13 protein-coding genes are annotated in these 12,992 nt (G+C 69.2%); 3 read left to right on the plus strand and 10 right to left on the minus strand.

Features of this window, described 5'->3' with window-relative positions:
• Window positions 1-9: 9 nt before the first annotated feature.
• Genes PSK12I2_RS0116980 through PSK12I2_RS0116990 form a run of 3 tightly spaced genes read left to right on the plus strand, consistent with a single transcriptional unit; the run spans window position 10 to window position 3,012 of the window.
• Entirely contained in the window at window positions 10-1,146 is a 1,137-nt protein-coding gene (locus PSK12I2_RS0116980; protein WP_027599294.1) for a DSD1 family PLP-dependent enzyme, read from the plus strand.
• Window positions 1,136-1,525: a RidA family protein gene (locus PSK12I2_RS0116985; protein WP_027599295.1), complete on the plus strand. Its 390-nt coding sequence runs from the start codon at window positions 1,136-1,138 to the stop codon at window positions 1,523-1,525. The genes PSK12I2_RS0116980 and PSK12I2_RS0116985 overlap by 11 nt, the downstream gene beginning before the upstream one ends.
• Before the next feature lie 29 nt (window positions 1,526-1,554).
• The gene (locus PSK12I2_RS0116990) at window positions 1,555-3,012 is read left to right on the plus strand and encodes an aldehyde dehydrogenase family protein (protein ID WP_027599296.1); all 1,458 of its coding nucleotides are present in this window, start codon (window positions 1,555-1,557) and stop codon (window positions 3,010-3,012) included.
• A gap of 5 nt (window positions 3,013-3,017) precedes the next feature.
• Here the strand turns inward: PSK12I2_RS0116990 and PSK12I2_RS0116995 are convergent, their stop codons facing one another.
• From PSK12I2_RS0116995 to PSK12I2_RS0117040, 10 genes are all read right to left on the minus strand, one after another.
• Entirely contained in the window at window positions 3,018-3,908 is an 891-nt protein-coding gene (locus PSK12I2_RS0116995; RefSeq protein ID WP_027599297.1) for a LysR family transcriptional regulator, read from the minus strand.
• Between the two features lie 61 nt (window positions 3,909-3,969).
• Window positions 3,970-6,021, minus strand: a complete 2,052-nt coding sequence (locus PSK12I2_RS0117000; protein WP_027599298.1) for a pyridoxamine 5'-phosphate oxidase family protein — start codon at window positions 6,019-6,021, stop codon at window positions 3,970-3,972.
• A 45-nt stretch (window positions 6,022-6,066) separates the two neighbouring features.
• Window positions 6,067-6,678 carry a glutathione S-transferase family protein gene (locus PSK12I2_RS0117005; protein ID WP_027599299.1) on the minus strand — a complete coding sequence of 204 codons (612 nt, stop codon included), beginning with the start codon at window positions 6,676-6,678 and terminating at the stop codon, window positions 6,067-6,069.
• Between the two features lie 125 nt (window positions 6,679-6,803).
• On the minus strand, window positions 6,804-7,955 hold the full coding sequence (argE, locus tag PSK12I2_RS0117010; RefSeq protein ID WP_027599300.1) for an acetylornithine deacetylase: 1,152 nt from the start codon (window positions 7,953-7,955) through the stop codon (window positions 6,804-6,806).
• Window positions 7,952-8,629 (minus strand): DUF1028 domain-containing protein, encoded by a 678-nt coding sequence (locus tag PSK12I2_RS0117015; RefSeq protein ID WP_027599301.1) that lies wholly within the window; start codon window positions 8,627-8,629, stop codon window positions 7,952-7,954. Before PSK12I2_RS0117015 ends, argE begins: the two co-directional genes overlap by 4 nt.
• A gap of 9 nt (window positions 8,630-8,638) precedes the next feature.
• Window positions 8,639-9,055 (minus strand): RidA family protein, encoded by a 417-nt coding sequence (locus PSK12I2_RS0117020; protein ID WP_027599302.1) that lies wholly within the window; start codon window positions 9,053-9,055, stop codon window positions 8,639-8,641.
• 30 nt (window positions 9,056-9,085) lie between these two features.
• Window positions 9,086-10,378: an NAD(P)/FAD-dependent oxidoreductase gene (locus PSK12I2_RS24025; RefSeq protein WP_051398742.1), complete on the minus strand. Its 1,293-nt coding sequence runs from the start codon at window positions 10,376-10,378 to the stop codon at window positions 9,086-9,088.
• An 80-nt stretch (window positions 10,379-10,458) separates the two neighbouring features.
• Window positions 10,459-11,190, minus strand: a complete 732-nt coding sequence (locus tag PSK12I2_RS0117030; protein WP_027599303.1) for a class II aldolase and adducin N-terminal domain-containing protein — start codon at window positions 11,188-11,190, stop codon at window positions 10,459-10,461.
• Between the two features lie 40 nt (window positions 11,191-11,230).
• Window positions 11,231-12,070, minus strand: a complete 840-nt coding sequence (locus PSK12I2_RS0117035; RefSeq protein ID WP_027599304.1) for an ABC transporter substrate-binding protein — start codon at window positions 12,068-12,070, stop codon at window positions 11,231-11,233.
• A gap of 28 nt (window positions 12,071-12,098) precedes the next feature.
• Window positions 12,099-12,971 carry a phytanoyl-CoA dioxygenase family protein gene (locus tag PSK12I2_RS0117040; RefSeq protein WP_027599305.1) on the minus strand — a complete coding sequence of 291 codons (873 nt, stop codon included), beginning with the start codon at window positions 12,969-12,971 and terminating at the stop codon, window positions 12,099-12,101.
• Between the last annotated feature and the right edge of the window lie 21 nt (window positions 12,972-12,992).

Here is a 12,992-nt window from a genome sequence, read left to right on the forward strand (position 1 = left end):
GTCCTTGCCATGACCCTTTCCCTGCTCACCCTCGATACCCCTGCCGCGCTCATCGACGAAGCCCGGATGATGCACAACATCCACCTCATGCAGGCGCGCATGGACGCCCTCGGCGTCCGCCTGCGGCCCCATGTGAAGACCAGCAAGAGCGAGGCGGTCATCCGCCGGCAACTGGCGGCGGGCGCCCAGGGCGTGACCGTCTCCACTCTCCAGGAGGCCGAGGCCTGTTTCGCCCTGGGCATCACCGACGTGCTCTACGCCGTGACCATCGCCCCGGCGCGGCTGGAACAGGTCAGCACGCTGCGGCGGCAGGGTTGTCGGCTAGGCATCCTGACCGACAGCCTGGCCGGGGCCCAGGCCATCGTCGCGGCCGGCCAGCGCTACGACGAAGTCTTCGAGGTCTGGCTGGAGATCGACTGCGATGGGCATCGCGCGGGCCTGCAACCGGACGATCCCCGGCTGGTGCAGATCGCCGAGCTGCTGAGCGCGGGCGGCATGCGCCTGGCGGGGGTGCTCACCCATGCCGGCTCCAGCTACGCGCTGGACGACCCCCAGGCGCTGCAGGCCCTGGCCGAGCAGGAGCGCGCCTGTTGCGTGGCAGCGGCCGAGCGGCTGCGTGCCCAGGGCCTGGCCTGTCCGCAGGTCAGTATCGGCTCGACACCCACGGCGCTGTCGGCCCTGGATCTGACCGGGGTTACCGAGGTCCGCGCCGGGGTCTACGTCTTCCAGGACCTGGTGATGCTCAACGTCGGCATCTGCCAGGCCGAGGATCTGGCGCTGAGCGTCCTGACCACGGTGATCGGCCATCAGGTGGAGAAAGGCTGGGTGCTGGTGGACGCCGGCTGGATGGCCCTGAGTCGCGACCGGGGCACCCAGCGGCAGCGGCGTGACTTCGGCTATGGCCAGGTCTGCACCCTGGACGGCCGCTGGCTCGAAGGGGCCCTGCTGACCGGTGCCAACCAGGAGCATGGCATCGTCAGCTTCGCCGGGGGCTGCCCAGATGATCTGGAGCAGCGCTTCCCGGTGGGCAGCCGCCTGCGCATCCTGCCCAACCATGCCTGCGCCACCGGCGGCCAGTTCGAGCGCTATCACGCCGTGGACGCCAGCGGCGCTGTCACCCCCTGGAGTCGCCTGCATGGCCGCTGATACGCGTTTCATCCAGACCGCGGCCGCGGCGCTACCGGGCGGCCACTATTCCCAGGCGGTGGCCTACCAGGGGCTGCTCCATGTATCCGGGCAACTGCCGGTACGACCCGACGGCAGCCATGTGGTCGCGGCGAGTTTCGCTGAGCAGGCCCAGATCGCCCTGGACAACCTCTGCGCCATCCTGGCCGCGGCAGGGCGGGGGCCGCAGGATCTGCTCAAGGTGACCGTCTATGTTGTCGGCATCGAGCACTGGCCTACCTTCGACCGCCTCTATGCCGGATTCCTGGGCGAACACCGGCCGGCGCGGGCGGTGGTGCCGGTGCCGCAGTTGCACCATGGTTATCTCGTCGAGATCGAGGCGCTGGCGCGCGCCGACTGATCGCCCGTCGCCATCTGGGAGCTCCCCTCATGCTGCTGGACCCTTCGTTGCAAACGTTGATCGATCCCCAAGTGACCCGCTGCTGTTATCTCGCCGGCCGCTGGGTGCCGGTGCCTGGCGCCGCCCGGGCCACGGTGACGGATCCCGCGACCGAACGCGCGCTCGCCGAGGTGGCCCTTGGCGGCGCCGCGGAAGTCGACCAGGCGGTGCAGGCCGCCCGCGGCGCCTTCGACGCCTGGTCCGGGCAGACGCCGGCCGCTCGCGCCCAACGGCTGGAGCGCCTGCAGACCCTGCTGGCACAGCGTGCCGACACCTTCGCCCAGGTGATTTCACGGGAGATGGGTGCGCCCCTCGCCGCGGCCCGGGCCCTGCAGGTGCCCCTGGCCCTGGAACACCTGCGCGTGGCACGCGAGGTGGTGAGCGACTACGCCTTCGAGCGCGCCGACGGTGCCTTGCGTCTCAGGCGTGAGCCCATCGGCGTCTGCGCGCTCATCACGCCCTGGAACTGGCCGCTCTACCAGATCACCGCCAAGGTCGCGCCGGCGCTGGCCGCCGGCTGTACGGTGGTGCTCAAGCCCAGCGAGCTGGCGCCGCTGAGCGCCCTGCTGTTCGCTCAGGCGGTTCATGACGCAGGGATCCCGGCAGGGGTGTTCAACCTGGTCAACGGCGACGGCCCCACCGTCGGCGCGGCGCTGGCCGAGCATCCCGATGTCGACATGATTTCCATCACCGGCTCCAATCGCGCCGGGGTCCAGGTGGCCCAGGCCGCCGCCCTTACGGTCAAGCGCGTGACCCAGGAACTGGGCGGCAAGTCGCCCAACCTGCTGCTGCCCGATGCCGATCTGCCGGAGGCGGTGGCCAAGGGCGTGCTGGCGGCCTTCCGCAACAGCGGCCAATCCTGCAGCGCGCCGACGCGGATGCTGGTGCCTCAGGCCCAGTTGACCGAGGTGGAGCGCCTGGCGGCAGCCACCGTGGCGGGCCTCGTGGTCGGTGACCCCCAGGCGCCCGCGACGACCCTCGGCCCGCTGGCCAATGGCGCCCAGTTCGCCCGGGTGCAGGCGCTGATCGAGAGCGGTCTGGCAGAGGGCGCCAGGCTGGTCTGCGGCGGACCGGGGCGCCCGGATGGCTGCACCACCGGCTTCTATGCGCGCCCCACGGTGTTTTCGGCGGTCACCTCGGGGATGCGCATCGCCCAGGAGGAAATCTTCGGGCCGGTGCTCTGCCTGCTGCCCTACAGCTCGCTCGACCAGGCCATCGCCATCGCCAACGACAGCCGCTATGGCCTCAGCGCCCACGTCCAGGGTCGGGACCCTGACCAGGTCGCCGCGGTAGCGGCCCGTCTGCGCGCCGGGCAGGTCCATCTCAACTATCCGGCCTGGAACCCCTGGGCACCCTTCGGCGGCTACAAGCGTTCCGGCAACGGGCGCGAATATGGCGTCCACGGCCTGGAGGAGTACCTGGAAACCAAGGCGATCCTCGGCCACTGAGGGTGTCAGGCGAAAAGCGGATTGTCCCTGAGCGCCGCCACCGCCAGGTCGATGAAGGCCCTTACCTTGGCCGGTGCCTGGCGACCTTCGGGGTAGATGAGGTGGATCGGCAGCGGCGCTTCCTCGTGCTCGGCGAGGACGATCTGCAGCGCGCCTTCGGCCAGGGCCGGCGCGATCTGGTAGTGCAGGACCCGGGTGAGGCCGCGACCGGCCTTGGCCGCGCTGATGGCGGCCTCGTTGGTGTTGCAGTGCAGCAGCGGATCGACGCTCACCCGTTGCCCACCGGCGAAGCGCCATTCCGGTGATGACCAGGCGCTGTGGGACACCAGGATGCGGTGCTCACGCAGCGCGGCAGGGGTAGCGGGCACGCCCTGGGCCTGCAGATAGTCGGGGGCGGCGCAGACCACCCGGCGCACGCGCCCGACCTGGATGGCGGTGAAGCCCGAATCGGGCAGGTGACCGATGCGCAGGGCGACGTCCATGCCTTCCTCGACGATGTTCACCGGCCGGTCGACGAAAAAGGTGCGGGCGCGCATCTGCGGATAGCGCTCGAGATAGTCCAGCAGCAGCGGCAGCACGTGCAGCTGCCCGAACAGCAGCGGGGCGGTGATGGTCAGGGTGCCGACCGGCTTGGCGTAGTGTCCCGCCGCGGCCAGCTCCGCCTCGGCGATGTCGGCGAGGATGCGTCGGCAATCCTGCAGGTAGCGGGCGCCGGCTTCGGTGGGCCTGACCGAACGGGTGGTGCGCACCAGCAGGCGCGCACCGACCAGTTCCTCCAGCGCGGCCACCAGGCGGGTCACCGCCGGTGCGCTCAGGTGCAGCTCCCGGGCGGTACGGGCGAAACTCTCGGTTTCCGCCACCTTCACGAACACGCGCATCGCCTGCCAACGATCCATCTGCCTCGCCGTCCTGTCTTGTCGACCAGGCTCCATGGTAGTCAACTTCAGGCGGCGCGGATCACAGATCGAGCTCCAGGCGGTCGGTGCCAGCCGCCGGCACCGCGCAGCACAGCAACGCCTCGCCGTCGGCGACCCGCGCCACCGGCTCCCGCGCATAGGTGACGGCGCCGCCGAGCAGCCGTGTCCGGCAGCTGCCGCAATGACCTTCGCGGCAGCTGAAGGCGGGGTCGAGGCCTCGGGCTTCGGCCAGCTCCAGTAGCGAGCCTGCCGCGGGTGTCCAGCGCGCTTCCTTGAGCGAGGCGGTGAAGACCACCGGCACGCTGTCCGTGGCCGCGGCTGGACGCACGGGAGCCGCCGCTTCCAGGGGCTGACTGCGGCGCAGCGCCGCCGGACCGAAGGCTTCGGCATGGATGCGGGCGTCCTCGATGCCGTAACCACGCAGGCCGTCGTACAGTGCCTGGGTGAAGGCCGCCGGGCCGCAGAGGTAGAAGGTGTGATCGCCGAAGGGCAGGAAGCGGCCCAGCACGCCCAGGTCGATCCGTCCGGCCACCTCGTAGTCGGTATCCGCCACGGCCCCGCGGGTATCGCTCAGCGCCCGCACCAGGCGCAGCGAGCCTCCGGCGGTGGCCACCAATTCGGCCAGTTCCGCATCGAAGGCGCGCTCGGCCTTCGACCGGGCGCCGTAGAAGAGGGTGATCGGGCGCTGGCGCTGGGTCCGGCGTCCTTCGTGGACCAGGTGCCTGAGCATCGCCAGCAGCGGGGTGATGCCGATGCCGGCCGCCAGCAGAACCAGGGACTGGTCGGCGGCGGTCAGGGTGAACTCTCCCGCCGGCGGACGCGTGTCGAGCAGATCGCCCTCGCGCAGCCGGTCGTGCAGCCAGGTGGACACCAGCCCCTCGCGCTTGACGCTGATGCGGTAGTGCCCGTCGGCCGGCGCGCTGGAGAGGCTATAGCTACGCAGCGCCGGGGCCTGGCCGGCGACCGGAGTGAGGCGTACCGGCAGGAACTGGCCGGCCTGGGCGGGCGGCAAGGCGGTACCGTCCGCCGCGGCGAGATGGAAGGAGCGGATGGTGGCGCTCTCCTCGACGATGCGGATGACGCGCAAGGGTCGCCAGCGGTTGCCGAGTTCCCGGCTCAGCAGACGCTCGCGCGCCTGCGCCCAGCTGCCGGTCAGCTGGCTGCTGTCCGACTCGCCCCCGGCCCGCGCCCGCCAGCGCAGGGTCAGGGCGCCTCGGCGACGGACGATACGCTGCGGGCGAAAGGTCCAGAGGCGTTCGGCGCCCTCGAAGGCGGCGATCTCCGGCGAGTCGAACAGCACCTCGGCGGTGCCGCTCAGCTGCAGCAGATCGCCGCGCTCGTCGTCGACGAACAGCAGTCCGGCCTGGCCGTTGACGGCGATGTTGCCCAGGGTGTTGAAGAACAGGTTGCCGTTGAAGTCGGGAATGGTCAGCACGCCCTCGGCATCCACCCGGACGAAGCCCGGCTTGCCGCCACGGTGGGAAACGTCCACCCGGCGCCGTCCGTCCTGCTCGGCATAGGAGGCGACGAAGAAGGTATCGGTCCCTTCGATCAGCTGGCGTGCCGCCTCATCCAGCGTCTCGAGGGGTTCGACGGCCGGAGCGGGCGTCTGATCCGGTGGTTGGTTGGGTTGCAGGTCGCGCAGCTGGATGTAGCGCGGGCAGTTGCCGAAGCTCTGGTCCACGGTCAGCCGCAGGCCCCGGGGCGTCAGCTCGACCTCGCCATTGACGCGGTTGCGCCGCCGAGTGTGCAGCTCGATGCCCAGCAATCCCACGGCGGCGCCATCCGCCAGGCCGGTGCCGGCCGGATCCCCTGCCGCTAGGCTGGCCGTGATGTCCAGCCGCGTTGGCGTCGGAGCGCTGACGAAGCCCGGCGCGCCTTCCAGGATCGTCGCCCAGGCCGCGCCGGTCGCATCCACGCTACCCAGCACCAGGAAGGGCAGTTGCTGGTAGAAGGCGCGATGCTGGTCGGGCATGAAGCTGCGGATCACCCGCGGGCCGACCTCGGCCATCCGCTGGCGGACGCCGACGCGCTCCTGCAGGGCGGTTTCGCCGGGGTGCCAGGTGGGCAGGGCGTTCAGGGGCGTGCTCATCGAGGTGGCTCCTCGCGATGGGGGAAGGCAGGTGATCCCGCTGCTTCAGGCGCGCAGACCGGCAGCCGTCTGCGGAAAGGGCACGAAGCCCGGCAGGGCTTCCACCCGCTGCAGGAAGGCCCGCACAGCGGTATAGGGCGCCAGGTCCACGTTGCCTTCCGGCGCTCCGGCCAGGTAGCTGTAGAGGGCGACGTCGGCGATGGTCGGGTGATCGGCGGCCAGCCAGTCGCGGTTCGCCAGCTGAGCCTCCAGCCGCTCCAGAAGGACGTGGGCGCGGGCGATGACTTCCTCGGGATTCAGACGGGCACCGAACACCGTGATCAACCGCGCCGCTGCCGGGCCATAGGCCAGTTCGCCCGCGGCCACCGACAGCCAGCGCTGGACGGCGGCGGTCCCGGCCGGGTCTTCCGGCAGCCAGTCGGTGCGGCCCAGTTTCTTCGCCAGGTAGACGAGGATGGCGTTGGAGTCGGCGACGATCACGCCATCGTCCTCCAGCACCGGCACCTGGCCGAAGGGGTTGAGGGCGAGGAACGCCGGGGTGCGGTGCTCGCCGGCCGCGAGATCGACCTCGACCAGTTCGGGCGCGAGGCCCAGCAACGAGGCGAACAGCACGGCGCGATGGGCATGACCGGATAACGGCAGGTGGTAGAGCTTCATGATCCAACTCCTGGCAGGCATCGGGCCGAGGGTGGTCCCGATTCGTGCTACCAGCTTGGGATCAGATGGCTTTCGTGGGAATCGGCCTTCTCGTCAGTTCAGCATTCCGCAAAATGGAATGATCGCTAACGACAGGTGAAGGCCAACACCCGCTCCAACATGGTATCGCAGCCTTCCAGTTGTGCCTGGGTGACGAATTCGTCGGGCTTGTGCCCCTGGGCCATGCTGCCGGGGCCGCAGACCACGGTGGGGATACCGGCCGCGGCGAACAGGCCGCCTTCAGTGCCGAAGGCCACCGTGCCGAAGTCGTGGGAGCCACAGAATTGCGCGACCCATTCGGCCGCCTCGCTTTCGACGGCGGTGTCCAGGCCGGGATAGCTCGACAGCTCGGTAAAGCGGATGGCGCTCTGACCGCTGATGGCGCGCATGGCCGGTAGCAGGATCGCTTCGGCATGGGCCTGGAGCTGGTTGATCACCTGATAGGGATCCTGGGCGGGCAGGGCGCGGATCTCGAAATCGAAGGTGCAATCCTGGGGCACGATATTCAGCGCCTGGCCGCCCGCGATCAGCCCGGTCTGCACCGTGGAGAAGGGCGGATCGAAGCGTGGATCCTGGTCTTCCGAGGCCTTGAGCGCCTCGCCGAGCCGGCCGAGTTCGACGACCAGACGCGCGGCGTATTCGACAGCGTTGACGCCCTGGGGCGCATAGGCCGAATGACAGGCCGCGCCGTGCACCTGGCAGCGCATGGCCACCTTGCCCTTGTGGCCGAGCACGGGCTTGAGCTCGGTGGGTTCGCCGATCAGGCACAGCAGCGGCTTGACCGGGCGCTGGGCCAACTGGTCCAGCAGGCTACGCACGCCGAGGCAGCCGACTTCCTCGTCATAGGACAGCGCCAGGTGCAGCGGGCGGCGCAGGGCCGCGCGGCTGGCCGCGGGCACCAGCGCCAGCAGGCAGGCCAGAAAGCCCTTCATGTCGGCAGTGCCGCGGCCATAGAGCCTGCCTTCTTCTTCACTGAGTTCGAAGGCGGGGCGGGTCCAGGCCTGGCCGTCCACCGGTACCACGTCGGTATGCCCCGAGAGCACGATGCCCGGCACGTCGGCCGGTCCCAGGGTGGCGAAGAGATTGGCCTTGGTGCCCTCGGCGTTATGGATCAGCTCATAGGGTACGCCGAAACCATCCAGGTAGCCGGCGACGAAGTCGATCAGTGCCAGGTTGGATTCGCGACTGGTGGTGTCGAAGGCCACCAGCTGCGCCAGCAACTCCTGGCTGGCGCTCATCGGTCGTCTCCCGGCACGCCGTAGCCGGGGGCGAGATCCGGACGCACCGCGCGGTCGAGATAGTCCTGCAACTGGGGTTCATAGGCGCGCCACAGGGCCGCCAGCTCGCCAATGGGGTCGGTCTCGGCCCAGTCGACGCGCAGATTGACGATGGGCCAGCTGGGCTCGCCCACCACCAGCAGCGCCGCCGAGTGCACCGGACCGGCCTCGCCACCGGCGGCCATCGCCGCCTGCATGGCCAGCAGCAGGCGCTCGGCGAGGGCGCCCTGGCTGGTTTCGAAGCTTGCCACCAGCGCCTCCACCACCGCGGGGCTGGCCAGCATGTTGCCGGCGCCCACGCAGTTCAGGCCGCTCAAGGCCTGGTGCACGCCCAGGGTATGGGTCCCGCTATGATGGGCACTGCGGCCCTGGGCGTCGATGACCGTCACCTGGCGATATTCGGCGTAGCCATCGCCGGCCAGGCTCTCGGCCAGGGCCACGGCGGGTGTCAGACCTTGCGCCAGGCGCTCCAGGGTGCGCGGCCCCAGGGCGGGCAGGGTGATGTTCTGCGAGCTGACCGCGCCGACACCGGGCTGCAGCCAGGGGCAGCGGGCGCCCACGGCGATGCTCGACGAACTGATGGCGATGCCGAACTGGCCGGTCGCGGCGCAGCGGGCGGTAAGGGAAAAGGTCATGGCGGCGCCTCAGTCGGGGATCACGGCGATGACGTCGATCTCCATCAGCCACTGGGGCTGTCCCAGGGCGGATACCACCAGACCGGTGGAGATGGGGAAGACGCCCTTGAGCCACTTGCCGACCTCCTGGTACACCGGCTCGCGATAGCGCGGATCGGTCAGGTAGGTGGTGGTCTTGACGATATGGCTGAGGTCGCTGCCGGCTTCTTCCAGCAGTTGCTTGACGTTCTTCATCGCCTGCTCGGCCTGGGCGCGGGGATCGCCCAGGCCGACCAGCTTGCCGTCGAAGTCGGTACCCACCTGACCGCGCACATAGACGGTGTTGCCGGCACGCACGGCCTGGCAGAGGTCGTTGTCCAGGCTCTGGTTGGGGTAGGTGTCCTTGGTGTTGAACATGCGGATGCGGGTATGGGTCGGGGTGGCCATGCGGGGTGTCTCCGGATCTCGATAAGGGCGTCAGGCGCTACGCGACTGCTGGGTGTGGACGGTCGTCTCGACGCTCGGGCGGTAGTCCTGGTAGCGGCGCTGGATGGCGATCTGGTCGGCCACATGGCGGGCGTCGTGCCAGCAGCCCCAGATGAAGGCCGAGCCGCGGCGGCTGAGCCAGGGCAGACCGACGAAGTAGATGCCCGGCTCGGCGCCGACCCCGCGTTGATGTTTGGGCTTGCCGTTGTCGCCGAAGGTATCCACCTGCAGCCAGCTGAAGTCGGTGGCGTAGCCAGTCGCCCAGATCACCGAGGTCACGCCCGCGGCCTTCAGATCCAGCTCCTGCAGGGGATCGCGGATGCAGGCGGCGTCCGCCACCCGCTCGCGGGCCGCGGGTTCTTCGGGTAGGTCCAGACCGTGGCGGGCGGCATAGGCGTCGGCGGCGTCGAGCAGGGCCAGGTAGTTGGCATCGCCGGCGTCGAGGTTCTGCTTGAGATCCGGGCGGAAGCGCACCACACCGTCGGCGAAGGTGTCGGTGAGGCCGACGAGGGTCATGCCGGCCTGGGCCAGGCGGCGGAAGTCCACGGTGTGGCCGCCGCGGGCGCCGCTGACGGCGATGGTCACGTGCTCGCGCCCCGGCTGCATGGTCTCGGTGTCCCACAGGCCGAGTACGCCCAGCCACCAGCAGAAGTCGCGCCCGCGATAGGCCCGTGGCGGCCGGTCGTGCGGGCCTACCGAGAGATAGACGCGCTTGCCGGCGAGCAAGAGTTCCTCGGCGATCTGCACTCCCGAGGAGCCGGCGCCCACCACCAGCACCGCGCCGTCGGGCAGTTGCTGGGGATTGAAGTAATGGGCGGAGTGGATCTGGTAGAGCCGCTCGTCCGCAGGTGCGATGGCCGGGATCACCGGCTTCTGGAAGGGGCCGGTGGCCACCACCACCCGCTGGGCATTCAAGCTGCCCGCCGAGGTTTCCACCAGAAAGCCCGCCTGGCCGGCCTGGCGGGTCACCCGGGTGACGGCGACGCCGGTGCGGATGGGCGCGCCGATCTGCCGGGCATAGGTCTCGAAGTAGGCGGCGATCTCGTCCTTGCCGGGAAAGCCATCCGGCGGCGTCTGGAATTCCAGCCCGGGGAAGCGGTCATGCCAGGCCGGACCGTTGGCCACCAGGGAATCCCAGCGACCGGTGCGCCAGGCTTCGGCGATGCGGTTCTTTTCCAGCACCAGGTGCTCGATGCCGAGGCGCCCCAGGTGCTCGCTCATGGCGACGCCGGCTTGGCCAGCGCCTATCACCAGGGTGTCGATCGTGGTCGGTAATGTGGACATGCGGGTACCCTTCGGCCGCTCCGCAGGGCGCGGCCGTCATCTAAGCAGTAGGAAGGCGGAGCGCAGAGGCTCCGCGGCGATCAATCCAGCACGGAGGGGTCCTGCTGGATCATCAGTTCTTTCATCTCGGCGAAGTGCTGCTCGGAGAAGTCGGTGATGCCTTCCCAGGCGCGGGCGGTCTTTTCGGCGACCTCGGCGGACAGCACCTTGAGCGGCTGGCCGGTGGACCAGGCGGTGACCAGGATCTGGCAGGCCCGCTCCAGGGTCCAGATGTCGTCGAAGGCCTGGCCGATGGTGGGGGCGATCACCATGACGCCGTGGTTGCCCATCAGCAGCCGCTGCTTGCCATCCAGCAACCCGGCCAGGCGCGCGCCCTCGGCCTCGGTGTCGGCCATGCCGCCATAGAGTTCGTCCACCGCCAGGCGGTTGAAATAACGCGCGGTGTTCTGGTCGATGGGCGGCACCTCGGGCCTGGCCAGGCAGGCCACCGCCGTGGTGTAGACCGGGTGCAGGTGCAGCACCACCCGGGCCTCCGGCAGCAGGCGATGGATCTGCCCGTGGATCGACCAGGCCGTCCGATCCACGTCCGGCCGCTCGGCGCCCTGCGGATCCTCCGCATCGAGCAGCAGCAGGTCGCTGGCGCGGATGCGCGAGAAGTGCTTCCACTTCGGATTGATCAGGAAGCGCTTGCCGTCGGCGGAAACGGCGGCGCTGAAGTGGTTGGCGACGGCTTCGTGCATGCCGAGGTGGGCGATGACGCGAAAGGTCGCCGCCAGATCGATGCGCAGCCGTTCCTCGTGAGAAAGTGCCATGGTCGTGACTCCGTAAGGCTCAGGGCTCAGGGCTCAGGGCTCAGGGCTTGGGCATCAGGGCGGCGATGTCCGCCTCGGTGGGCGCCTGGAAGTTGTATTTCTTCAGCAGCGCGGCGTACTCCGGGGTGGCGCTGTATTGCTTGAGCGCATCCACCAGGGCGGTCTTGACCGCGTCGTTGCCCTTCTTCACGCCAAAGCCGTTGAGCACCGGATAGATCAGGGTGTCCGAAGAGATCACCACGCGATTACCGAGCTTTTCCACCAGGCCACGGGCCACGGCGGCGTCGGTGATCTGCGCCTCCACGGCCTTGGACAGGAGTGCCTGGGTGGTCTGGGGATCGGTGCCGTATTCGCTCACGGCGATGGGCTTGAGGCCGTTCTTCACGCAGTACTCGTCGGACAGCTTGTGCAGCTGCTGCAGCCAGGAGGTGGCGCCCATGGAACCGATCTTGTGGCCGCAGAAGTCTTCCGGCTTCTTGGGCTGATAGCTGCTGCCCTTTAGCGCGATGATCGACTCGCCGCTCTTCAGGTAGGGGATCATGTCGATCACCTTGAGGCGGTCCGCGGTGATGTACATCGAGGAGTTGGTGATGTCGAAGCGGCCACCCTGCAGCCCGGTGATGAGGTTGGGGAAGCGGGTGTCGATCGTCTCCACGGAGCGGCCCATGAACTTCGCCAGGCCGTCGACGAATTCGATGTCGAAGCCGGCCGGCTTGTTGTCCTGCACGTATTCGTAGGGGAAGAAGGTCAGGTCGGAACCGGCGACCAGCTTGCCCGGCTGCAGGAAGTCGGCCGAGGCCAGGCTGGAGACCAGCGCCAGGCCGGCGCCCAGTACGGCGGTGGAGAGGATGCGAAGCGAGGCGCTGCTGAATCTTTGCATGGCGAAACTCCTTGAGCGGTAGGAAAGATCAAACGGCAGCCTGGTCGAGCCCGGCCTGCTGGACGAAGAAGGACGCGCCGCGGGGTTTCTGCGGCAGTCGCACGCTGTTGGCCACGCTGCGCACCAGCCCGCTTTCCTCGCCGGCCACCAGCACCCCGGCGTGCTCGCTGGGCAGCGGATTCTCGCCAAAGGGCAGGGCGTCCTCGGCGGCGTAGACGCTGATGAACAGGGTGCGCGGCAATTCGGTCTGGTTGGGGCTGGAGGCGTGCAGCAGGCGGGTGTGCATGAAGCACACCGAGCCGGCCGGGCCAAAGCAGGCCACGGGCTCGCCGCATTGCTCGGCCACCACGTTGTCGTCGACCGCGCCGGTGAAACGACCGTCCTGCCAGTGCGACCAGAGCTGGCCCCGGTGGCTGCCGGGGATGACGGTGAGGGGACCGTTCTCCGGGGTCACCTCGCTCACCATCAGCAGCGCGGTGACCACGTCGTCATTGCTATGGGGCGTGAACAGGAAATCCTGGTGCCACTTCACCTGGGTGGCGGTGTGCGGCAGCTTCGAATTGATCTTGCTGTGGTGGAATCTCGTGCCGCTGCCACCGATCAGCTGAGCCGCGACCTGGGCCATCCGCGAGGTGAAGGCGACCTGGCGATAGGCCGCGGAGATCTCGGTCGGCGAGCTGACCCGACGCAGGGAGGGGTGGTCGGGACGGTGGTCCAGCTCCACGTCGAAGCGGGCGCGGCCATCCTGGGTCTCGCCCCAGGCTTCGGCGTGGCTGCGGCTCTCTGCCACCCAGCCGTCGAAATCGGCCTGCAGGGTGGCGATCTCGTCGGCGGTCAGCAGGTTCTCGACCACCAGGTAGCCGTCTCGGTGGAAGCTGTCTATTTGCGCTTGCTCGATCATCTCTGTTCTCCAGAAGCCAAG

Source organism: Pseudomonas sp. MOIL14HWK12:I2 (assembly GCF_000510745.1).
GTDB classification, from domain to species: Bacteria; Pseudomonadota; Gammaproteobacteria; order Pseudomonadales; family Pseudomonadaceae; genus Chryseomonas; species Chryseomonas oryzihabitans.